At 69.0% G+C, this 22,758-nt stretch carries 19 protein-coding genes and 1 pseudogene; 10 read left to right on the forward strand and 10 right to left on the reverse strand.

Annotated elements, in window-relative coordinates; translation table 11 throughout:
- Nucleotides 1–2 precede the first annotated feature (2 nt).
- The gene (locus tag RKD20_RS43725; RefSeq protein ID WP_424882588.1) at nt 3–806 is read right to left on the reverse strand and encodes an alpha/beta hydrolase; all 804 of its coding nucleotides are present in this window, start codon (nt 804–806) and stop codon (nt 3–5) included.
- Between the two features lie 706 nt (nt 807–1,512).
- Between RKD20_RS43725 and RKD20_RS43730 the strand changes: the two genes are divergently transcribed.
- Complete coding sequence (locus RKD20_RS43730) at nt 1,513–2,046, forward strand: AAA family ATPase (protein WP_424883467.1); 534 nt, start codon at nt 1,513–1,515, stop codon at nt 2,044–2,046.
- 985 nt (nt 2,047–3,031) lie between these two features.
- Here RKD20_RS43730 and RKD20_RS43735 read toward each other — a convergent pair.
- The 4 genes from RKD20_RS43735 to RKD20_RS43750 all read right to left on the reverse strand — a co-directional run bounded on the left by RKD20_RS43735 (nt 3,032) and on the right by RKD20_RS43750 (nt 5,859).
- Nucleotides 3,032–3,310 carry a GlsB/YeaQ/YmgE family stress response membrane protein gene (locus RKD20_RS43735; protein ID WP_020120489.1) on the reverse strand — a complete coding sequence of 93 codons (279 nt, stop codon included), beginning with the start codon at nt 3,308–3,310 and terminating at the stop codon, nt 3,032–3,034.
- Nucleotides 3,311–3,922: 612 nt separating this feature from the next.
- A complete protein-coding gene (locus RKD20_RS43740; protein ID WP_424883468.1) occupies nt 3,923–4,684 on the reverse strand; it encodes a class I SAM-dependent methyltransferase in 762 nt (253 codons plus the stop codon).
- A 303-nt stretch (nt 4,685–4,987) separates the two neighbouring features.
- On the reverse strand, nt 4,988–5,386 hold the full coding sequence (locus RKD20_RS43745) for a hypothetical protein (RefSeq protein WP_424882589.1): 399 nt from the start codon (nt 5,384–5,386) through the stop codon (nt 4,988–4,990).
- A gap of 41 nt (nt 5,387–5,427) precedes the next feature.
- Nucleotides 5,428–5,859 carry an ATP-binding protein gene (locus RKD20_RS43750; RefSeq protein ID WP_424882590.1) on the reverse strand — a complete coding sequence of 144 codons (432 nt, stop codon included), beginning with the start codon at nt 5,857–5,859 and terminating at the stop codon, nt 5,428–5,430.
- Nucleotides 5,860–6,103: 244 nt separating this feature from the next.
- On the opposite strand from RKD20_RS43750, the gene RKD20_RS43755 reads away from it, so the two are divergent.
- The 6 genes and pseudogenes from RKD20_RS43755 (at nt 6,104) to RKD20_RS43780 (ending at nt 13,037) form a co-directional block, all read left to right on the forward strand.
- Nucleotides 6,104–6,994, forward strand: a complete 891-nt coding sequence (locus RKD20_RS43755; RefSeq protein ID WP_424882591.1) for a phosphotransferase — start codon at nt 6,104–6,106, stop codon at nt 6,992–6,994.
- Nucleotides 6,995–7,293: 299 nt separating this feature from the next.
- Nucleotides 7,294–8,297: pseudogene (locus RKD20_RS43760) on the forward strand (IS5 family transposase).
- Between the two features lie 415 nt (nt 8,298–8,712).
- The gene (locus tag RKD20_RS43765; protein ID WP_424882592.1) at nt 8,713–9,951 is read left to right on the forward strand and encodes a methyltransferase; all 1,239 of its coding nucleotides are present in this window, start codon (nt 8,713–8,715) and stop codon (nt 9,949–9,951) included.
- A 77-nt stretch (nt 9,952–10,028) separates the two neighbouring features.
- Entirely contained in the window at nt 10,029–10,298 is a 270-nt protein-coding gene (locus RKD20_RS43770) for an ArsR/SmtB family transcription factor (protein ID WP_424883469.1), read from the forward strand.
- A gap of 680 nt (nt 10,299–10,978) precedes the next feature.
- Complete coding sequence (locus RKD20_RS43775) at nt 10,979–11,293, forward strand: hypothetical protein (protein WP_424882593.1); 315 nt, start codon at nt 10,979–10,981, stop codon at nt 11,291–11,293.
- On the forward strand, nt 11,286–13,037 hold the full coding sequence (locus tag RKD20_RS43780) for a caspase family protein (protein WP_424882594.1): 1,752 nt from the start codon (nt 11,286–11,288) through the stop codon (nt 13,035–13,037). Before RKD20_RS43775 ends, RKD20_RS43780 begins: the two co-directional genes overlap by 8 nt.
- A 584-nt stretch (nt 13,038–13,621) precedes the next feature.
- On the opposite strand, the gene RKD20_RS43785 is transcribed toward RKD20_RS43780, so the two are convergent.
- Nucleotides 13,622–14,980 (reverse strand): beta-1,3-glucanase family protein, encoded by a 1,359-nt coding sequence (locus RKD20_RS43785; RefSeq protein ID WP_424882595.1) that lies wholly within the window; start codon nt 14,978–14,980, stop codon nt 13,622–13,624.
- A 291-nt stretch (nt 14,981–15,271) separates the two neighbouring features.
- On the opposite strand from RKD20_RS43785, the gene RKD20_RS43790 reads away from it, so the two are divergent.
- Nucleotides 15,272–17,413 carry a discoidin domain-containing protein gene (locus RKD20_RS43790; protein ID WP_424882596.1) on the forward strand — a complete coding sequence of 714 codons (2,142 nt, stop codon included), beginning with the start codon at nt 15,272–15,274 and terminating at the stop codon, nt 17,411–17,413.
- 128 nt (nt 17,414–17,541) lie between these two features.
- Here RKD20_RS43790 and RKD20_RS43795 read toward each other — a convergent pair whose 3' ends face one another.
- The 4 genes from RKD20_RS43795 to RKD20_RS43810 all read right to left on the reverse strand — a co-directional run bounded on the left by RKD20_RS43795 (nt 17,542) and on the right by RKD20_RS43810 (nt 20,880).
- Nucleotides 17,542–18,420, reverse strand: a complete 879-nt coding sequence (locus tag RKD20_RS43795) for a GNAT family N-acetyltransferase (protein ID WP_424882597.1) — start codon at nt 18,418–18,420, stop codon at nt 17,542–17,544.
- A gap of 212 nt (nt 18,421–18,632) precedes the next feature.
- Nucleotides 18,633–19,490 (reverse strand): alpha/beta fold hydrolase, encoded by an 858-nt coding sequence (locus tag RKD20_RS43800; RefSeq protein ID WP_424882598.1) that lies wholly within the window; start codon nt 19,488–19,490, stop codon nt 18,633–18,635.
- A gap of 5 nt (nt 19,491–19,495) precedes the next feature.
- The gene (locus RKD20_RS43805; protein ID WP_424882599.1) at nt 19,496–20,059 is read right to left on the reverse strand and encodes an anthrone oxygenase family protein; all 564 of its coding nucleotides are present in this window, start codon (nt 20,057–20,059) and stop codon (nt 19,496–19,498) included.
- A gap of 29 nt (nt 20,060–20,088) precedes the next feature.
- Entirely contained in the window at nt 20,089–20,880 is a 792-nt protein-coding gene (locus RKD20_RS43810) for an NAD(P)H-binding protein (protein WP_424882600.1), read from the reverse strand.
- 82 nt (nt 20,881–20,962) lie between these two features.
- Here RKD20_RS43810 and RKD20_RS43815 point away from each other — a divergent pair, with 82 nt between their 5' ends.
- Complete coding sequence (locus tag RKD20_RS43815; protein ID WP_424882601.1) at nt 20,963–21,448, forward strand: MarR family transcriptional regulator; 486 nt, start codon at nt 20,963–20,965, stop codon at nt 21,446–21,448.
- A gap of 141 nt (nt 21,449–21,589) precedes the next feature.
- A complete protein-coding gene (locus tag RKD20_RS43820) occupies nt 21,590–22,741 on the forward strand; it encodes an acyl-CoA dehydrogenase family protein (RefSeq protein WP_359420419.1) in 1,152 nt (383 codons plus the stop codon).
- Nucleotides 22,742–22,758 lie beyond the last annotated feature (17 nt).

Raw genomic sequence — 22,758 nt, forward strand, 5'->3', positions numbered from 1 at the left:
CGTTAGCCCTCCGGGTTCTGCTTGCGCAGCCAGCCGAGGACGGTGTCCGCGACCTCGCGCCAGCCGTCGTCGATCGTCAGGGAGTGCCCGCGGTCGGGGAAGTTGAGGATGTCGGTCACGGCCTCGGAATGCCGGTACTGCTTGAGGGTGGCCCGGGTGACGGCCTCGGGCACCGTGTGGTCCTTGCCGCCGGAGATCAGCAGCAGCGGACCGCGTCCGCTGTTCTGCGTGTCGACCTTCGCCGGCGAGTGCGGGTTGAAGTTGGCGGAGGCGGCCTCGTACAGCGGCTTGCCCGGCGCGGGGATGGTCCACCGTTCGTACAGGGCCGTCGATTCCTCCTCCGAGAGCGCGTTGCCGAACGCGAACCGGAACTGCTCCGCGGTCAGCGAGACCGAGCGGTGCTTGTTGGCCGGGTTCTTGAAGACCGGGAACGTCGCCCTCAGTGCGGACAGCGGCAGGGGCAGAACGCCCTTGATCTGTGCGGCGTCGATGGCGACCGCGGCGGCGGCACGGTCCTGGCCGAGCAGCTTCTGCGCGATCATCCCGCCGAAGGAGTGGCCGATCACGATGGGCCGCACGGGCAGGTCCGCGATCAGGGCCGCGTAGTGCTCGACGACGTCGTCGATGCCGTGACCGGCGATGCTCTCCGGGTTCTGGCGTGCTTCCTCGACGGTGTCCGGGTCGCCGGGCCACCCGGGCGCGGACGGGTCGCAGCCCTCGTCGCGGAACAGGTCGATCCACGGCTGCCACGAGGTGCTGTGCAACCAGAGTCCGTGGATGAAGATCACGGGAAGCGGAGCGGTCATGGTGGGGCCCTTCTCGTACGAGTGTGCCGACCCGGCGTGCACACATAACCGCGGACCCCGGTGCGCTCGCACCGGGGTTGCACCCCAGTCCAGTGCTTCAGGGCCGGACGCGGATACCGAAGTACGGAGCCGGGTCCACGGGGTCGATCGCGGAGCGGGTGCCGGCTCTCGGATCGTCCACGTACGGGCGTGGGGGGTGCGACCGCCTGCGCGGATGTCGAGCTCGCCCGTAGCCTCAACAATCAGATCCGAGGCCCGTGCCGCTCACCCTCCCGTAGGGCACTCCGCAGCGTCGACCCTGGCCTGGCCTGGCCTGGCCTCGTCTGGCCGGCCGCCGACGCGCGACCCGCTACTTCGCGAAAGAGGACCAACAGTTCCGCGACCGCCTCGCGTCCGCCGCGATTCCAGTCCCTGAGGGGGCACCAGGGGAGTAATACGTGTACGCGGACATCGACTCGGGCCACTGGCCGATGGCCACCTGCCCCAGCGAACTCGCCTGTGTCCTGGCGGAGGCCGCCGGCTCCTTGACAGCGCCGGGTCGGTTGGTAGTGCCACCGCCGACATCGGCCGGCCGCCCCAGCGGGTGCTCTTCTCGCCGCGGATGCAGGAACTCCTCGCGTACATGAGGGAGAACGTCACCTGTCGGGTGTATCCGTTCCTGAACGCCACGACGCTGTCACCAACCGCCGATAACGTGACCGACGTGATGGTGGGTACCGAAGAAACCCGGCTGGTGTTGCTGCGCGGCAACAGCGCCTCGGGGAAGTCGTCCGTGGCCGCGGGCCTGCGCGAACGTTTCGGCCGCGGCCTGGCCGTCGTCGGCCAGGACAACCTCCGCCGCATCGTGCTCCGCGAACGGGACCGGCCCGGCGCCGCGAACATCGGCCTGATCGACCTGACCGCCCGCTACGCCTTGGAGACCGGCTTCCACGTCGTCGTCGAAGGCCTCCTCTACGCCGACCACTACGGCGACATGCTCACCGAGTTGCGCGCCGACCACCGCGGCCCGACCCACGCCTACTACCTGGACGTACCGTTGGGCGAAACCCTCGCGCGACACGCCACCAAGCCGATCGCCCACGACGTCAGCGAGACGCAGCTGCGCGACTGGTACCGGCCGCGCGATCTGCTGCCCGGCGGAATCGAGAAGGTCATCGGCGCCGACAGCGTCCTTCGCGAGACCGTCGACCGCATCATGCTCGACACGGGCCTGGCGCACCTGCCCGCTGTGGACCGCTGACCGGAACCAGTCAGTAGGTCGGGAGGGTTGGCGCGGCCCGGGTGGCGAGCGTTGTGCGCAGCTCGTCGGGGATCGGTGTGTCTGCGAGACAGAGCCGGGTGAGAGCGGCGGGTAGGCGAGGGGCGGACCAAGGGGCTTGGGCACAGCCCCAGTTGGCGCTGCGTCTGGGCGACGAGGCGTTGTCGCTGGTCGGCAAGGACGACATCGACCAGCTAAGTCCCGTACGACGCACGGTGATCCGCTGCAGCACTGGTGACGAGCGGAGCAGCCCCGAAACCGCTCTGCCGGACGTAGGGTACGGCAGACTGCCACCCACCGCGCCGGCACGACCCCGCTCAACGACGCCACAGCAGCGCGGCGACCCGTCTTCAAGATGGCGGCAGCTCAGCGCCGAGTCTGTCGGCAGGCACTCGCTCGATACGGGTCCAGTCCCTCCAGCTCCGCTCCTCCAGGATCGCCAACAGCCGTGCGGCGCCGGGCGTGGACTGCCCGTTCGGTCGGCACGCTTGCGCCGCAGCTGCGGGAGAGCGCCTACCTGCGGGGTGCTGAGGGAGCGCCTCATTCCAGGCACCCAGGGGAGCGAAGCCGTCCGTACGACTGGCCGCGGGTGGTGTAACTGCAGACCGCGCTGGACGGCCGCCGCTACTGTCGGGTAGGCGTGCGATGGTTCCCTCGCCCGGCCGATCCTCCGGCGGTCTCGATGCCGGTGCACGCAGACGCTTGGGGTGGCCCCTCGCCGACGGCCTTTCTCGGTCGCGGGACCGCCCGGAAGCGGGGGCTACACGTCCAGTACGGCTTGGCGAGGTGCGCCATCACGTCGTATGCCCGTGCTCGGCGAGCGCCTCGGCCTTCGGAACTGGCACGCAAGCGGACCGACGGCAGCGCCGCCGCCCTGACCCACGGCCACCAGCCCCCGTACTGTCGGCGGCGATGACACGCCTCGGCCGGCCTACCGTTCAATGGCAGGCCGGCCGAGATCGTTGCATCAGGCGTGGCGGTGCGACCGCCGGTTGCCGGTGACCACCCGGTACAGCACGAGCAGGATGAGGGAGCCGACGATGGCGGCTATCCAGGTCGACAGGTCGAAGAAACCGTCGATCGAGTCGACACCGAAGATCACCTTGCCGAGCCAGCCGCCGAGCAGGCCGCCAACGATGCCGATCAGCATGGTGATGATGATGCCACCCGGGTCCTTGCCGGGCAGCAGAAGCTTGGCGATGGCGCCGGCCAGCAGGCCGATCAGAATCCAGGCGATGATGCCCACGTTTCCTCCTCGTTCAGAAATACCGTCCCCACCCGGATGCGCACGAACGGGAAAGATAAACCTGGAATAAGGCCGGCCGATGCGAGGCGGACGGACCCCTCAGGCGCACCCCGAGCTGATCGGGGCGCCGCCCCGGCAACCGCTGAGCGAGATCATCGACGCGCCGACACCGGCACTGGAGGTCCCCACGGGTCCTCCGCGCGTGTCGCCCTCACGATCGGCTGGTGGCCCAAGGGACAGGCGCCAAAGCCAAGCCCATTCTGGCTGACCGGATTCTGGGCCCCTGCTTCACCTGTGCAAACGCGCCATCGCGCCCCGGAGGAGTCACGTGATTCGGGATGTCGTCCTGCTCACATTCAACGCTGGGGTCGACTGGGGCGATCCGCGGGCCACGGGGGCCGAGCGCTTCGCCGCCCAGGTCGCAGCAAGGTGCCGGAATTGCGCGGGCGGGGCTACGGACGCAGCGTATCCACCCGGGAAAGTGCCTACGGCTTCCTGGGCCGATCGTCTCGTACGACGGCGCTGGGCCCCGTAGTCGGCCTTCCGGGCACGGCAGGCCGACTGAACGGCATTACGGATACGGCGTAGGCGTACGCCTCGTACGTTCTGCCTTCAGGCCGCGGCGAGGAACACGTATGCCGTCATCGGCGCGGTGACCGGTCCCGGGCCCAGACGGGCCGTCATCTCCTCGATGACGGTGGCCCGGACGGCCGGCCCGTCGCCGCGCTCCTCAACGGCCGCGCGCACCGGTGTCCCGGTGAGGTACCCGGTGGCAAGGTCGGCGGTCGACGCGGCCCGGCCCTGAAACGTCAACTCCCTCTCGTCCTCGACGGCGAACCCGGCGGCCGACAGATCGGCGGCCACGACAGCGGGGTCGGAATATCCGTGCGGAACCGTCGGGAAGAACCGCGGCGGGTCGACGGGAAAGGCCCGCTCCAGCCCGGCTTGTAGTGCGACTTCGAAAGTGTGCGTTTCGAGCGGGCCCCAGGTGTTGAACAGGAACCGGCCGTCCGGCGCCAGCACCCGGTGGATCTCGCTGAAGGCCTCGACCCGGTCGGGAAAGAACATCACACCGAACTGGCAGACCACCAGGTCGAAGCCTCCGTCCGGGAACGGTAGCCGCTGCGCGTCCGCCTGCCGCCACACCGCACCCGGGGCCCGGGTCGACCCGAGAGTGACCATGGCCTCGTTCAGGTCCGTGGCCGTCACCTCGACCGAGGATGCCGTTGCGAGCAGACACGACGTCAACACGCCAGTACCTGCGGCCAGTTCGAGGACACGCCCAGGCGCGAGTGCCGCCGCCCTTGCGGCCAGATCCTCGGCGAAGGGCCGGAAGATCACCGGCACAAGGTACTGCTCATAGGCGTCCGGCATGGACTCGGACCACCGCCGGTCGGCATTGCTTCCTGTCACCTCATGACGGTATCGCCGCGTCGGGAACCCTCCTCCCCGCCGCGCCGCCGTGCAGGCGTTTGGAGCCGGCACCGCGGCGGTGCTCCCGGCCGTCGTACCAGCTTGGACAGCGGCTGCGTCGCAGTCGGCATCGGTGCAGCGTCAACCGCCGTGTGCGGCTTGTCGTTGAGCACGTCAGTGGTCGACATGGTCCTGCTGCCTGCTGCCTGCTGCCTGCTGCCTGCTGCCTGCTGGCGCCAGGCTGGTCTGCCCACGCCTCACGAGTCAGGGCTTGCCCGTCCCAGTGCGCCCCGACGCCGCCTCATCGCTGCGCGGAACGCGCCTCTCCGTACGGTAGTCGTAGTACGCCCACGCCACCACCGCCACACCGGCCGTGAGCCCGACCGCCACGATCCGTACGGGGCCGCTGGTCAGGGCGGAGGCCAGAACGGTGAGTCCCGCGCCGCACAGCATGAGCGCGCGGCTGATGAAGCGCTGCTTGGGCGGCTGTGGTTCCTCTCGGTCCTTGAGATCGTGCACGGCGTCACGAACTGGATGTACGGATCCACGCCGGACACGGGCCCGGTACGTCAGCCCATAGCTGATCAGTGCGTACAGTGCGAGAGCCCCAAGGGCCCAGAACCAGGCGTACGGGTCGTCACTCGATCCTCGTGCCAGATGCATGACGCCTGTCCTCCACAGGGGGCTTCACCGGTGAGCAGAACTCAACTGGGGCTGTCCGCAGGGCCGGTGGCGGCAGCGGGGTCGGCCGGGCGGAAGCATGCCGTCACCGTCTTGCCGTGCCGTTGGCACCTCATCCCCCACTCATCGGCGAGCTTGCTCACGATGGCCACCCCGCGGCCGGAGACCGCGCCCGGCTCCGGTTCGCGCTGCCGCGGCATCGACGGGTCCTCGTCGTGGACGCTCACCTGCAGACAGTCACCGTCCCAGGTGAGGACCAGGTGTGCGTCGCTGTGCGCGTGGATGTGCGCATTGGTGATCAGCTCGGACACCGCCAGCACGACGGCGTCAACCGTGTCCGGTTCGGCAGCGGTCCAAGGCAGGGACTCAAGACGCCTGCGTGTCCACTCCCGGCCGACGCGCACTCCTTCGGACATGGGGAACGAGTGCGCCCACCCCATCGCCTTCACCGCCACTGTCCGACTTCCTCTCCTTGCCAACCAAACGTCGTGTGCACGCACCGTGTACCCGGACCCCGGGTCAACAGGCATGACGACGCCCTTCCGCCCCGACGTACGTATCGCGCTCACCCAGGGCCCGGAAGGCCAGGTGGGGCAGGGCAGGCCTCTGAGACCCGAGTGACGATGTCGAAGGAATCACGCCCGGCTGTTCCGAAGAGCGGGAATCCGTCCGCCTGCCTCCTCAGTACTGTGACTTCACATGAGCGACACCGAGATCACCGCGGACTTGGTCCGAGATTTGCTGCAGGGGCAACATCCAGACCTTGCGGGGCTCGCCATCCGTGAGGTGGTCGGCGGCTGGGGCAACCAAATGTGGCGCCTCGGGGACGAGTTGGCCGTGCGCATGCAACGCATGGACCCCACGCCGGAACTCCAGCTCAAGGAGCGGCGGTGGCTCCCCCTGCTGGCCCCGCGCCTGCCGCTCCCGGTGCCGGTCCCGGTGCGGTTCGGCGAACCGACCGAGCGCTTCCCCAAGCACTGGACCGTGATGACCTGGGTCCCCGGTGAGCCGCTGGACCACGGCTCGATCATCCACGGCGACCACGCGGCCGACACGCTGGCAGGCTTCCTCCGAGCGCTCCACGTGGAGGCGCCCGCCGAGGCGCCGATCGCTGCGGACCGCGGTGCCCATCCCAGGAACTGTACCGACGGCTTCGAGAACTTCCTCCAGGCCGTGGCCCTTGACGGCATCGCTGCCGACGTCCGGGCCGTCTGGGGCGACGCCGTTGCGGCCCAGGCATGGGAAGGTCCGCGGGTGTGGGTGCACGGCGACCTTCACCCCGCGAACGTCGTCGTCTCGGACGGAACCCTTTCGGGCATCGTCGACTTCGGCGACATGTTCGCCGGCGATCCGGCGTGGGACCTCGCCGCCGCATGGGTGCTGCTCCCGGCGGGCACGGCTTCACGGTTCTTCGACATGTATGCGCACGCAGACGAGGCGGCGATCCGACGCGCCCGCGGGTTGGCCGCCATGAAGAGCCTCTTCCTGATGCTGATGGGGCAGAACGGCGATCGGGGTCTGCCCGGTGGCAAGCCGCACTGGGGACCTGTTGGCCGGGCGGCACTTGAGCGTGTTCTGAAGGGCGCTTGATGCGCGCTGCGTTGCTCAGCGGCCGGGCCGGGCCGTGCCGACCGCCGACAGCGTGCTCGACCGTGGCGGCTCAACCACCGCGCTGAGACCAGCTGATACCGGCCACGATCCACCGCACGACGCTGAACAGGGCAGCCTCCCTGGAGAGAGACGGCCTGCCCGGTGAGCAGTGACCGTGATACGTTGCGGGCGTGGTTGCTCCTGCACATGCGTTTTACGTCCGCTAGGGCCTGTGTGAGGTCGTGATCATTCTCGGGTTCTGGTCCCGTGCGGGGGTGGGGCCTGGTAGGACGCTGGATGTGACACGTACGCAACTCACCAACGAGCAGTGGGAGTTCATCGAGCCGTACCTGCCGATAGGCGAGTACGGCCCGTACCCCGAGCGGCTGCGGGAGCAGTTCGAGGGGGTGATCTGGCGGTTCCGCTCCAGCGCCCAGTGGCGCGAGATGCCCTCCGAGTTCGGACCGTGGCCGACGGTCTACGGGCGCTTTCGCGTCTGGCGGGACGCCGGGGTCTTCTCCGCTCTTCTGGAGGGCATGATCGCCGAGGCCGCTCGCCGGGGACAGACGGACTTATCCCTGGTCAGCGTGGACTCCACTACGGCCCGCGCCCACCAGGACGCCGCCGGGATGCACCTCGGCAAGGACGTCATGGACGCCCTTGAGGAAGCCGCCGCCGAACAGGAGCGGGCCCGGCAAAAAGGGGCGGCCCGCCGGGACAGAACGGGCAGGACGGCGGGGACGACCCCGAGCAGGAAGAGCGACGGCGTATCCGGCGGCGGCGCAAGTTCCGGCTGAACCAGGCCCTGCTCGGCAGATCCCGTGGCGGACTGACGAGCAAGATTCATCTCGCCGCGGACCGCAGGTGCCGTCCGCTGTCCCTCGTGCTGACCGCAGGACAGGCCGGCGACAGCCCGCAGTTCGTCCCCGTGTTGCAGAAGATTCGGGTCCGTCTGCCTGTGGGCCGGCCTCGAACCCGGCCCGGCGCTGTCGCCGCGGACAAGGCCTACTCGTCCCGCGCCAACCGCTCTTACCTGCGCAAACGCGGCATCAAAGCAGTCATTCCGGAGAAGAAGGACCAGGCCGCCAACCGGAAGAAGAAGGGCCACCGGGGCGGCCGCCCCACGTGCCACGACAGTGATCTTTACAAGGAGCGGAACACGGTCGAGCGGCTCATCAACAAGCTGAAGGCCTGGCGGGGCATCGCCACTCGATACGACAAGTCGCCCGAGAGTTACCTCGCCGGCCTCCACCTCCGCGCCTCAATGATCTGGATCAACGACCTGCTGAAGGCAACTGGCTGATCACAACGCCACACAGACCCTAGGCCATCGAGCCTCACCGCCTTCCTCGATGAAGGCGGGCGTGACATTTCTCCGTAGTTGCTGCTCGGCTCTGACACGCGGTTCCTCACGTGTGCTCGCCGAGACGGCAGCGTAGGCGGAGATTCCTCTTTCCCGTGGCGCGAGGCCCGGCTCCTGCCGGTTGCCTCTTCCCGGGTGTACGCGCACTCCCCACAAGGGATGTCTTCGCAGAAGTTCTCTCACACATGGCGTCAGCCCAATCTCACGTGGGTGCTCCCCACGTCAATGACCACACCCCGCAGTTCTCATGGCTCGACGGAGCGCTGCTCAAGGCAGCCGCCGCTGTGATCGCCGGATCGATCACGGCAACCCTCGTTTGACGGGTCGTCAAAAAAGAGGATGGAAACACATCTCGATGACTGACATCGAACAGCAGGTCACCTGGACCGACGCGGAAGGCCGCGTTCGCACCGCCTTATGGCACTCCGAGAACGCCGCTGCCCCGCCGCGGGGCATCACCCTCGTCGACGACCGGACCACAGCGGATGCTGCCTACCGTATGGCGGCCGAAGGCACGGCGATGCTGTGGCGCGGGGACTACCACAACGCGCGTCAGCTGCTGGCCTCCATGAAGAGGAGGGTCGATCGCCGACGGCGGCGTTCCGTGGTGGATCCCGCGATCGCCTTCAACCAATACCGTCAGGCACAGGCCCTCCGGGCCAAGGTGCTCGGCAGCCTCCTGGTCGCGGTGGACGAGGGCGCCGTACTGTCGCTGCGCCGTTCGCCCGACATCCGTGCAGCGTGTGCGGAGGCGGGATGCCCGCTCGATCGCCCCTTCGTGTGTTCTCTCGCTGCTCTTCTGGGCATGATGGGATCTCACGAATGGCGGCGCAAAGGCGTCGCGGTCCCGGCTTTGGGCGGGGCGCGCATCCATCCCCACTACGGCGTTTTCTCTCCTGTACGGGGTGAATATGTCGACCTGGTCGCGCAGGCGCCCATTCCTGACGTCTGCTCTGTGCGGCCGGTTGCCTTCGACATCGGGACCGGGACCGGAGTGTTGGCCGCTGTGCTGGCTCGTCGTGGCGTGACCGATGTCGTCGCCACTGATCTCAATGCGCGGGCTCTGACCTGTGCGCACGAAAACGTCGAGCGGTTGGGGCTGTCGGGGCAGGTGCGGGTCACGCAGTCCGACCTGTTTCCAGCGCGACGCCGTGCCGCACTCGCTGTGTGCAATCCTCCGTGGCTGCCCGCGAAGCCGACCTCCGCGCTGGAGTCGGCTGTCTACGACCCGGGCAGTCGAGTGCTGCGTGAATTCCTACGGCGGTTGCCCGGCCATCTTGTAGCCGGTGGGGAAGGGTGGCTCATCCTGTCGGACCTCGCGGAGCATCTGGGGCTGCGTACGCGTGATGACCTGCTTGATCTCTTCGACGGAGCGGGGCTTGAAGTAGCGGGGCGACTTGACGCCAGACCACGTCACCCCCGGGCCCATGACCCCAGCGATCCGCTCCATGCCGCACGATCACGCGAGATCACGTCTCTTTGGCGACTCGCAGCCAGACCGTACCGAGAGATCCAGGAATTCTTCACGGAAAGTCGTCACGGAAAGTTCGGCGAGGGCACCTCAGGCGGTCAGAGGGTGATGAAAGGCGAGTGATCGGCAAGCGGGAGCCTTCGGAGCAACAAGCGGATACGCCGTGACAGGCTTCGGCGCCGAGATGGCAAGTCGGGCCGATTCTTCTGGCGCTTGCCGACGAAAACCGGCGTCGGGTCATTGCCGAACTCGCCGCGCGGCCGGATGAGGAGCGGCTCTGCGCTTCCTTCGACCTGCCGGTCAGCAAGTCGAGCCGCACCCATCACTGGCGGGTGCTTCGTGAGGCCGGCCTGGTCCATCAGCGCGACGCCGGGAACAGGCTCTACATGCGCCTCCGCAAGAAGGACCTGGACCGTCGGTTTCCCGGCCCGATCGAGGCTGTCGTGACCGCGGACCAGCACAAAGGGTGACGATAGGTAAGGCTCGTGGGTTCGGGGCGCGGCGACCTGGCATCGACCTCCCGGACCCGTCCGTAAAAGCTCGCTGTCAACATCCGCTCCCGCCTCCGGAGGCTGCGGCTGCTGCCCGGCAAGCATCTGGTCCACGACGGCCACACCCCCGTGGCCGGCGTGGACGACGCCGACCGGGCTCATCATCGACTTCGACCGGCGCGAGGTCACCTGCCCCAACGGGCAGGTCAGCGGCACTGGAAGGACCTTCCGGTTGCAGAAGCCGACCTCAGTGACGGTCCGGTTCGACGCCCGCCAGTGCGGCCGCTGCACCGAACAGGCCAAGTGCACGCCGGGAGCGTTTCGCAGCCTGTACTTCCCGACCCGCCGCCTGCACGGACTCAAGGTCAAGAACCGTGCCGACCGGCAGGATCCGGGCTGGCGCCGGCTCTACGGGCATGGCAGCACGCGGTCATGCCACACCTCAAGGTGGTTCCTGGTCACACAATGCTCAGGTCGCATGACGCCGCCCGGGCGATCCCCAAGACGGCCCCTAGTAAGCTCCCGATGGGGGTGGTGGGCGCGTGGAGGAACTGCGGGTGTCGGTCACGGCGAGCAGTGAGCGTTTCGATGCCGATGACGACAGATGGCTGTCCCAAGTACGGCTGCTGCAGGATGACTTGGGGCGGGAGACTCGGCTGGTGACCGGGCAGCCAACCACGGTCCGGCCCGGCACGAAGGGCGGCTGGCTGCCGGACATGGCCGTCCTGCTCACACCGGCCGCGGTCGCCGGTGTCGTGGCGGTGGTGAAGGCCTGGCTCGTGAGGGACCGGGACCGCACGGTGCACCTTGCCTGGGAAGTGGACGGCCGGAAGGGCGAGTTCACGGCCACGGCCTCCACGGCGGACAACGCCACGTTGCAGGTCGCGCTGGAGCACGGGCTGCGTGCGGCGACAGGCTCCGGGGCGGGACCGGGGGAGGGCGAACCGGACCCGGAGGGCAACTCCGTTGGCTGAAGCCCCCGTTGCGTACCGCGCCCTGCTGATCGGCAACGCCGAATTCCCCGACGAACCGGCACTGGCACGGCTGCGCGGTCCGGCGAACGACCTCTCGGCGCTACGCGCCGCGCTCACCGACCCCGAGGCCGGCCTGCCGTGGGAGGTGACCTCGGTACTCGACGGGACGGCCCAGCAGGTCCAGGAGGCGCTGTTCACCTTCTTCCACCGGGCCACGGCACGCGAGCAGTTGCTTCTTTACTACAGTGGCCACGGCCGGCTCGACCTGCACAACCGCCTGCACCTGTGCACCCACGACACCACCCTCGACTGGCTGCGCACCCGCGCGGTCCGGCAGTCGTACGTCAACGAGTTGCTGGACGACTGCGCGGCTCGCGCGATCGTCGTCGTCCTCGACTGCTGCTTCAGCGGACGGGCGGCCACGGCCAAGGGAGGCGAGGCGGCGGCCCGGTTCGCCGGCCGGGGCCGGTTCGTCATGACCGGGTGCGGGCTGCTGGAGACGGCGGCGGATGCGGTAGACGACGGCCTACCGAGCCCGTTCACCGCCGCGTTGGTGGCGGGGTTGCGGCACGGAGCGTCGGGCGAGGGCGGGTACGTGACGGTCGAGGACGTCTATCGGTACGTGGACGACCGTATGCGTGGGTCGGGTCAGCGTCCGGAGATGAAGTCGGAGGGGCGGGCGGGGCATGTGGCGCTGGCACGGCGGGTGCGGCCGGGGTCGGGGGTGGGCTCGGTCGAGGGGATGCCGGAGCCGGCCGCCTTCCCTGGCCCGCCGGACCTGCGACCACTGTTCACGAACGCGCGCGGTGTGACGGAACGCCCCCTGGTCGAGAGTCACTTCAGCGGAGTGCTGCACGTCCTGTTGACCGAGCCGGCCGGAACTCTGACCGTCCACCGGGACGAACTGGTAGCGGCCGGGGGCGGGGACGAGGTCCGGGGCCGGTGGTTCACCGAGGGGCGGTTCGAGGTACGGCGGGTGCGGGACCGGCCGGTCGCCACGGCGACGGTGGACGGGGACGTTCGGTTCGCCCTGCCCGAAGAGGCGGGGTCGGTGACCTGGTCGGCGCGGCAACTTGCCGTCTTCGAGCAGGCGCGGACCGCCGGGAACTGGCCCACCGCGAGCCGGCCCGCCAGGACCGAGGGCACCCACGCCGTCCTGAAGTCGCGTGACGCGGTGTACCGCAGGCTGGCGCGAGAGGTCTGGGTTGCGCTGGGATCACTGCTCGCCGGCACGGTGTCCGTGAGCCTGATCGTGCGCCTGGTGCTGACCGCGCGGGGGCGCAGCTGGTGGCTGGTCAGCGAGGGAGTGGCCCTGACGATCCTGGCCGTCGTCAGCCTGTCCGTCCTGGTCGCTTCCGCGCATTCGAGCCGGATCTTCTTCCACCTGCACCGGTTGCTCCAGCTCCCGTCCCTACCGGTCACCCGGATGCTGCTGAAGGTCCATCACCCACCACCGATCACGGGCGAGGACGACCACGGACCGGTGACCGTCCACCTGCGCCCGAGCATCGTGCTGTGGTCCGAGGACCTCAGCCTGACGTTCCCCCACTCCTTCTACGCTCCATGCGTCCAAAGGGGCGACCCGCCCTTCGGTACGAAGTCCCCGACCTCCGTCGAGGTCATCGGCCTCCCCGCCCCCGGCCAATGGGTGGTCGTGCGCACACCCGACGGCCTCCTGTGGCCGAGTGGTCGCGCCAAAGCCGTCTCGGCGCCGGCCCTCATCGCCGTGACCGGCCGCCCCTAGGGGCTCCCGTTCGGGAAGGCCGGGGATGGTGTGAGGAGGGCCCATGGCGGGCCGTCCGTCTCCACCGTCGGGGCCTGGGCCGGGCGATGACCCATGGCTTGGCACCGTCCGGCTCCAGCCTTCCGATCTGGCTGGTTTGCCGACACCGGGTCCCCATCGGCGAGGTCGGGCAGTGGGTGTGCGCTGTCGATGGCCAGGGGGTGAGCAACTGTTGCCCTTCGTGCTCCTCCAACTGAACGCAAGCAGGGGCCCGCAGAGAGGTGCGGCAGCGGCGGTCGATGACGGGGAGCCAAGAGACCATCCGGCTGCAGCCCGCGTCGGCATCGTCGCTCCGCCGGACAGTGCCATGGACCGGCGGACTGGCGGACCGGCTCTTGCCGGGCGGTGCTCGCAGCGCCGCCGAGCAGAGCCGGCCATGGGCTCTTCCGTATTCGTCCCATCGAGAAACGGACACCGCTTCAGAGGGGCCCAGACCTCTGAAGCGGATCCAACCGGCAGCAGCACATGGGCTGCCCAGCTGTTCCAGCCGCATGGGTGCTGCACGGCGACCAGTTGTGTTCAGTGGAGTCCAGACGTCCGGTCGTCTACCAGCCGACCGCGACCAGGAGCCACTGCGGGTCGGCGTGGGAGATGAAGGAGGACTGGCCGGCCACGTCGTCGTAGGGGAAGCCGTAGGCGAGATGGTTGATCGCGTTGTCGTGCCAGAACTTGGCGTAGTAGTTCGCCGGTGCCGCCTTGTAGAACTGCGCCGGGTCGGACTGCTGGGAGGCCGGCAGGGTGGCGACGTGGCGGTTGAGGGCGGCGCACATGTCGGGGTTGCCCGCCAGGGAGGCGGCGCAGCCGAAGATGTCGGAGGTGGCCGCGTTCACGCCCACGGACTGGGCGTAGGAGGTGAAGTAGGTGGCGTTGGCGCCGCCCGCGCGGAAGCTCGGATCGCTCCCGGGCGCGATGATCCGGTACGGGGCCTGGGTCCGGGCCAGCACCTTGAACTGGTCCGGTACGGCGTCGGTGAAGCGCTGGAAGGTGGTGGCGCGGTCCTCGGCGAAGGTCTGCCGGTTCTCGCCGACCTCGGCGTCGTAGCCGTCCTTGGTGTGCAGGCGCATGGCCAGTTTCAGGCCGAAGGCGTCGACCCGGGTGGTGTTGCCGTTGAAGACCTTGTTGCCGACGGTGAACTCGATGAAGTCGTAGTAGGGGCTGTTGGGTGAGCCGAGGTAGAAGTACATGCGGCCGGCGGAGTTGGCGGGCATGTCGAGGTAGGGCTGCTCGGCGATGGAGTGCGTTTGACCGTTGAAGCTCCAGTACACCTGGCTGTCGGGGTACTTGCCGTTGGTGCGGTTGAGGATCTTCACCTCGACGGCGTTGCTCGCCGGGGGGATGTCGGTGGTGCTGCCCCAGAAGTCGTCCGGGGGAGTGGTGCCGCCGGGGCCGTAGACCTGGAACTCCCACAGGGAGTAGCCGTACGGGGTGCCGCGCGCGGTGCCGTAGAGGCGGACGTAGCGGCCGCTGCCGGAGACGGTGATGTTCTGGGTGCCGCCGGTCGCGGTGGTGGTCGAGTGGACGGTGGTCCAGTTGGTGGCGTCGGTGGAGGTCTGGAGCTGGAAGGCGGTCGCGTAGGCGGCCTCCCAGTTGAGGCTGACGCGGCTGAGCTGCTGGACGGATCCGAGGTCGACCCTTATCCATTGCGGGTCGGAGAAGGCGGAGGACCAGCGGGTTCCGGTGTTGCCGTCCACGGCAGCGCTCGCGGGGGTGCCCGCGTTCTCGGTCGACGAGGCGGTGGCCGGTCTGCCCTGGGACAACAGCTGGTCAGCGGCGCGCGCGGGTGTAGGTGACAGGACGGTGAAGAGGGTGGCGATCAGTGCGACGACGAGGCCGAGCGCCGCGCGTGTGCGTGCGGCGCCGACTGGGGGGGGACTGCTGGTGGGGGCGCTGACGATCCTCTGCATGGGAGTCTCCTCAAGCCGGTGCGGCGTGCGGGGGGATGGGGCAACAGCAGCAACAGCAGACGTGAGAGCGCTCTCTCGCGGAGGAGTGTTGAGGGCATGACATCAAGATGTCAAGGGATCCGGCGGGAGTAGGCCCGGAAAGATTTCAACTTCCGAAGGCTTGCCGAAGCTTGTAACTCATTAGTTAAATCAAGACGTGAACTAAGCGCTGTCACGGCGAACTCACCATGTCCCCAGGCTCCCTGCCGTAGGCGCTCCCCACTCTTCCCCGACGCACCCGCAGGAATCTTCATGAGACTCAGATCCCTGGGTGTCGCGCTTGCCGCCACGGCAGCACTGATCACCCTGCCCACCACCCGACTCCCGGCGGCCGCGGCCGCGAGCGCCGACACCAACCTGTCCCAGGGCAGGGCGGCGACGTCCTCCAGCACCGAGAACGCCGGCACTCCCGCGAGCGCGGCCGTGGACGGCGACACCGTCACCCGCTGGTCCTCGGCATTCACCGACGACCAATGGCTGCAGGTCGACCTCGGGGCCACCGCCTCCATCAGCCAAGTCGTCATCAACTGGGAAGCCGCCTACGGCAAGGACTACAAGATCCAGTCCTCGAGCGACGGCAGCACCTGGACCGACCTGCGCTCGGTCACCGGTGGAGACGGCGGAACCGACACCCTCGACGTCTCCGGCCAGGGCCGGTACGTACGGCTCCTGGGCATCCACCGCGCCACCCAATGGGGCTACTCCGCATGGGAGTTCCAGGTCTTCGGCACCACGGGCGGCGGCAGCGGCCCGATCCAGGGCGGCGGTGACCTCGGCCCGAACGTGATCGTCGTGGACCCCTCCACCCCCGACCTCCAGCAGAAGTTCGATCAGGTCTTCGCCCAGCAGGAGAAGGCGCAGTTCGGCTCGGGGCGCTACCAGTTCCTGCTCAAGCCAGGCACCTACAACGGCATCAACGCCCAACTCGGCTTCTACACCTCGATCTCAGGCCTCGGACTGAACCCCGACGACACCCAGATCAACGGCGACGTCACCGTCGACGCGGGCTGGTTCAACGGCAACGCCACCCAGAACTTCTGGCGCTCGGCGGAAAACCTCGCCATCAGGCCGTCCAACGGCACCGACCGCTGGGCCGTGGCCCAGGCCGCGCCCTTCCGCCGCATGCACATCCAGGGCGGCCTCAACCTGGCGCCCAACGGCTACGGTTGGGCCTCCGGCGGCTACATCGCCGACTCCAGGATCGACGGCACCGTCGGCCCGTACTCCCAGCAGCAGTGGTACACCCGCGACAGCTCCGTCGGCGGCTGGACCAACGGCGTGTGGAACATGACGTTCACCGGGGTGCAGGGCGCGCCGGCGACCAACTTCGACTCGGGCCCGTACACCACCCTCGACACGACGCCCGTCTCTCGCGAGAAGCCCTTCCTCTACCTCGACGGCAGCACCTACAAGGTGTTCGTGCCCGCCAAGCGCGCCAACGCGCGCGGAGTGTCCTGGCCGGCGAACGCCGGCACCTCGCTCCCGCTGGACCGGTTCTACGTCGTCAAGCCGGGCGCCACCGCCGCCACCATCAACCAGGCGCTGGCCCAGGGCCTCAACCTGCTGTTCACCCCGGGGGTCTACCACCTCGACCAGACCATCGACGTGCGGCGGTCCGACACGGTGGTGCTCGGACTCGGCCTGGCCACGCTCGTGCCGGACAACGGCGTCGACGCCATGCACGTGGCCGACGTCGACGGCGTACGGCTCGCCGGGTTCCTCATCGACGCCGGTCGCGCCAACTCCGACACGCTGCTGCGGATCGGCGAGCCCGGTGCCTCCGCCGACCACTCGGCCGACCCCACCACCATGCAGGACGTCTTCGTCCGGATCGGCGGGGCGGGCCCGGGGCTCGCGACCAACTCCGTCGTCGTCAACAGCGACGACGTGGTCATCGACCACACCTGGCTGTGGCGCGCCGACCACGGCGACGGTGTCGGCTGGGACACCAACCGCGCCGACTACGGGCTGAAGGTCAACGGCGACGACGTCCTGGCCACCGGGCTGTTCGTGGAACACTTCAACAAGTACGACGTACTGTGGAGCGGCGAACGGGGCCGCACGATCTTCTTCCAGAACGAGAAGGCCTACGACGCCCCGAACGCGGCCGCCATCACCCATGACGGCATCGTCGGCTACGCGGCCTACAAGGTCGCCGACACCGTGACGCAGCACGAGACGTGGGGGCTGGGCAGCTACTGCAACTACACCTCGGACCCCTCCATCGTGCAGCACCACGGCTTCCAGGTGCCCGTCAGACAGGGTGTCAAGATGCATGATCTGCTGGTGATCTCGCTGGGCGGCAAGGGCCAGTACGCCCACGTCGTCAACGACACGGGTGCGCCTACGTCCGGCACCGACACGGTGCCCTCCAAAGTCACGCAGTTCCCGTAACCGACGCGGCAGCGCTGAACGGCGGTGGCGGCGGACCGGACGAACTGGTCCGCCGGCTACTGGGCCGTGTGTCGAAAGCGCGGACGGGCCGGGCGGGGTGATGCCCCGGTCCGGCCCGTCCGCCTCTGCTAAAGGTCGAGCTGATGCCGGTGTGTCGTGTGCGTGGGTGTGTAGCCGAGACCGTCGTTGATCTGTCTCATGTGCGTGTTGCTGTCGGCGGTGTCGGTCAGAAGGCCACCGAGGTCCGGATAGTCCCTATGAGCCTGTCGGATCGACTCGGCCTTCATCCATCGGCCGAGGCCGTGTCCACGGTGCTCGGGCAGCACACCGGTGCCGTAGTGCTGGCCGTCACCTGCGCCGTTCCCGGGGATCACGAGTTCGGTGAACCCGGCGATCGAGCCGTTGGAGGCGTCGAGGGCGACGACGGTGTGCAGGTGGTCGCCGCGCTGTTCGACGGCCTTCGCCGCGGCCCGCACGCGGTCCACGTCCCAGGTCACGGTGCCGCAGTCGGTGTCGTCCATGGGCATGTCGTCCATGGCACGGCGTGAGGCGGCGAACGTCTGGGCGAGGTCGGCGGGGACGGTTCCCCGCCATGACATCAGCCGGTAGCCGGGATGCGGACGCTCGATGATCTGGGCGAGGACGGTGGTATGCACGTCAGCCAGCGGCAAGCGGCTGAACCTCAAGGTGAGGACCTTCCGGAAACCGCGCGCTGCCAGGAAGTGGTCGCCGGGCGATCCGGCTTCTGCCTGCGCGACAACGCAGCGTCGGGCGTTGTCCCTTGCGGTGGCCACGGCGGTGCTGAGGAGCCGGGAGCCGACGCCCTTGCGGCGCTCGGCGGGATGAACACGGAGGTCGAGCTCGGCCAGGTGCTCTTGTCCGCCGTCGAGCAGGCGCAGAAAGGCCGTCCCGGCAGGGATGGAATCCGCGTCCGATGCCAACCAGGCAAGACGCCGGCCGTGCGGCCCGTGAGCGGGGTCGGTCAGTGGGGTGATGCGAAGGGACAAGGTGTCTCCGTCGTGAGGCGGTGGCAATGGTCAGTACGCGAGCTCAACTCCTGGTGGGTTAACGAAGAGGCGGTGCGGAAACGGGCCCCCTGGACCCTCTACGAGCAGGTCGTCCTGTTCGACTCCGGCGGTTGAGAGTCCTACGGTTCCGGGAGGTGGGGCGGGGGTGGGCCGTGTTCCTTCGGCGAGGTGGGGCGCTGTCGGCGTTGCGACTAGCTGCCCCTCCGAGGGGCTGAGGCGTGGGTGAACTCGCGGATGTGTCGCGCGAGTTCTGTCGGCTGGTCCAGGGGGATGAGGGTGTAGCTGTCTGTGACGTCCATTAGTCGTGCGTTCGGGAGGAGTTCGGCGAGGCGGCGGCCGTGCTCGGGTGGCATCACCCGGTCTCCGCTTGCCCAGACCACGAGGGCGGGACGCTCGAAGCCCGGCAGGCGTTCGGCTGCGGTGAGCAGGACTTTGGCGTCCGCCGCCGCGGCTCGAAGCGTTCGTACGGCGTCGTAGCGAATCTCGGGCTGTTTCATGACCGGCTTCGTCCACCGGGCGGTGGCGGCGTCTCCGCGCAGGGTCAGCCACCCGAAGGCGAACGGCAGGCGCCGGAGCGGCCGCAGCCTCATCTGCTGCATGAACAGTCCGAACATGCGGGGCGGGAGCCTTCCGGCGAGCGCGAGCGTCCTGCCTGTCAGGCCCGGCGGGAAGTTGTCGAACGCGTCGCACGAGACGAGGACGGCCCGTCCCACACGTGCGGCCCCTTCGCACATGAGCAGTTGGACGAGTGCTCCGCCGGTGTCGTTGCCGACGAGCGTGACGTCGTGGAGATCGAGGCGGTCGAGGAACTCCGTGACCAGCCGTGCGATGCCGGGCAGTGACAGGTCGGCGTCGGCGGACATCGGGCGACGGTGCGCGCCGAACGGCAGGGTCGGTGCCACGCACCGGTGGTCGGCGGACAGGTCGGCGATCGGCCCGTCCCACAGCGAGGCGTCCATCATCCATCCGTGCAGGAGCACGACCGTAGGGCCGTCGCCGCCGGTGTCCTCGTATGCGACTGTCCCGGAGGACAGGTCGATCTCCGTCATGTCGATCACCTTCCTGTCCGTCGGTGCTGTGGGGAGTCCTCTGGTGCGGCCGGGAGTTCGTGGGGCGGTGCAGCCGGTGTCCCCTGATGGGGAGCGCGTGACGCTCTCGTCGCGTCGGCGATCAGAGCTCCGAACGCGAGTACGGCCGCGCCGGTCCGCGCACCGTGGGCGATCTGCCAGCGATCACGTACGGAGGCCCAGTCCGCGGGCGGCGCCTGCACACTCCAGTCGAGCTGGTCGGCGTTGATGGGCATATTGATCACGAGGGTCAGGGCGAGGATCCCGACCAGCAGCGTGAGCGCCGTCAGCATCCACCAGGAGGTGCGTCCGCCCCGCCTGAACGTGGAGGCGACGAGCAATGCCGTGGTGATCAGTGCAGGCAGGAGCGTGACGACCGCAAGCTTGTCCAGCGAATCGAGTTCGACCTGACGGACCTGGGTGTAGACGTGACGGTCGAAGCCCCGCAGGGACAGTTCGAGGACGAGTACGGCGACGAGGAAGCCCGTGAAGACGCCCGTGAACAACAGCCCGGCTCCTCGCGCCATCTTGGCAACCGGGCTGTTCGGCACGGTCGTCGCTCCTCGCCGACGCCACGGGCTCATGAGCGGACCGAGGACACGAAGGCGGCGCTGTTCTCGGCGGCCCAGGCGGCGAAGGGGAGTGCCGGGCGGCCCAGGAGCCGCTCCACGGTGTCCGTGGACGGGCCCGGCTTGTTCGCGTAGTCGGCCAGGGAGCCGAGGAGCCGGTCGGGGATGTCCTCGGCGAGGCCCTGGGCCGGCATGGCCTGGGGGACCTGTGCGGGGGCGAGTTCCTGGAAGGACAGCTCCCGGCCGATGGCTTCGCCGATGACACGGACCTTGTCCCGCTGGTCGGGTGACTGTGGGCCGGTGAGCAGGCAGGTGCGGCCCGCGTGCACGGCGTGCTCGCGGTCGGTGAGTGCCCGTACGGCCATCTCCGCGATGTCGCGCTGATGGATCGGCGAGGTCACCGCGTCGCCGTAGGCGCCCCGCACGACGCCGGTCGCGCGGATCTGCGGAGCCCAGGCCGGAGCGTTGGCGGCGAAGTCGGCGCATCGCAGGAGCGTCCACCGCAGACCTGAGCGCCTGACCGCTTCCTCCACCGCCCTGAACTCGTCGGCGAACCGCCGGTGGTCGGCCGGGTGCTCCACGGTCGAGGCGGACGCGCGCGGGCTGAGCAGGACGGCATCCACGCCGTCCGGCACTGTTGTGAGGGTGTCAGGCCGGGACGGATCCCCGGTCGCAACCTGCGCGCCATCGGGCAGAACGGCGGCTGGATCGCGGGTGACCGCCACCACCTTCTCACCGGCCTGGAGCAAGAGGCGGACCGTTTCCCGTCCGACGCTCGCGGTCGCTCCGATCACCAAGAACATGACGATGCCCCCTGACCCGGCGACTCGTTCGAGTGCCGTAATATACGAGAACCGTAGCATATTAGTTTGAGGGGCGTACATTATGGTTCCCGTACCATCTGGGGATGCGGCCCGCCGTCGACGGCGGGCCGCGGTCGAGGTCAAGCAGGGGCTGCGCGAGCTGGGCGCCGAGCTGACCCTGCTCAACCGCCGGGTCGGCGCGCGCCTCGGACTCAAGGACATCGACCTCGACTGCCTCGACCTCATCAACACCCACGGTCCGCTGAGCCCGACCGCGCTGGCCCGACGGGCCGGGCTGCACGCCGCCACGACGACGGGGGTTCTCGACCGGCTCGAACGTGCCGGCTGGGTGGCCCGCGACCGCGACCCGGCGGACCGCCGGGCCTTCCTGGTCCGAGCCCTGCGCGACCGCAACGCCGAACTGCTGGAGCTCTTCGCCGGGATGAACTCCTCGGTGGAGCGGATCTGCGCCGACTACGACGACGCCGACCTCGAACGGCTCGCCGACTTCCTCCGCCGTACGGCCGACGCCGGGCGCAACGCGGCCGAGGAGCTGGCCGGCAACTGACGCCCTCGCCTGTCCTCACCCGGCCGGGTGGTGCCTCGCCGTGTCGCAACCGGCGTGGTGAGGCAGTACTGCCACTGCCCTCTATCCGCTAACATAGAACAATTAGATAGATGAATAGGCTAGTGCTGGCGAGGAGTGGCCGTGGACTTCGGGCTGACCGATGAGCAGGACCTGTTGCGTGCGACGGCTCGGCAGTTCGTCGCCGACGTGTGCCCGGCCGAGAAGGCCAAGCAGTGGGACGAGGAGGGCGTCGTACCGCCCGAGCTGTTTCGCGGGATGGCCGAGCTGGGGTGGTTCTCGCTCCCGTTCGCCGAGGACGAGGGCGGTGACGGTGGCGGACCGCTGGAGCTCATCCTCATCGCCGAGGAGCTCGGGCGGGCCAGCTTCGACGTGGCCATGTGCTACATCGGCGTGCTCATCCCCGGCATCACGGTGTTCCGCTGGGGCAGCGAGGCGCAGCGCGACTTCATCCGCGAGCAGGTGATGACGGGCCGCCACCGCCTCGCCGTCGGCCTCAGCGAGCCGGACAGCGGGTCCGACGCCGCGGCGCTGCGGACCACCGCCGAGGACCACGGGGACGACTTCCTCGTCCGCGGTCAGAAGGCCTGGTGCACGGGTGGCGGCCTGCCGGACACGACCATCGCCACGTACGTGCGGACCGGGCCCCGCGAGCCCAAGCACGGCGGCATCAGCCTGCTGCTCGTCGACCCCGCGACCGAGGGCGTCGAGGTGCGCCGGACGCCGACACTGGCCCGGCACATCCTGGGCACCAACGAGGTCTTCTTCAACGACGCCCTGGTGCCGAAGGAGAACCTCGTCGGCCCGCGCGACGAGGGCTGGAAGGTGATGCTCTCCAACATCGAGCTGGAGAAGGTGATCATCAGCGGCGGCTATCTGGGCGCCGCGCAGGCCACGCTCGACGAGATGCTCGACTACGCCCGCAACCGGCACGCCTTCGGCCGGCCGATCGGCAACTTCCAGGCCCTCGCGCACGCCATGGCGGACCTGCAGACCGAGATCGACTCCGCCCGGCTGCTCGCCTACCGGGCGGCCTGGCTGCTCGCCCAGGGCAAGCCCTGCACACGGGAAGGGTCGATGGCGAAGCTCAAGGGCTCGGAGACGTACGTGGCGGCCGCCCGGCTCGGGATGCAGGTCTGTGCGGGGCACGGCTTCTCGACGGAGAGCGTGATGAGCTTCCGGTACCGGGAGTCGATCGTGGCCACGATCTCCGGGGGCACGAGTCAGATCCAGCGCAACGGCATAGCCCGCAGCATGGGGCTCAGGTCGTACTGAGCCCCGCCGCCCCGACC

Origin of the sequence: Streptomyces sp. SLBN-8D4 (assembly GCF_049739545.1) — a bacterium.
Lineage (GTDB): Bacteria > Actinomycetota > Actinomycetes > Streptomycetales > Streptomycetaceae > Streptomyces > Streptomyces canus_C.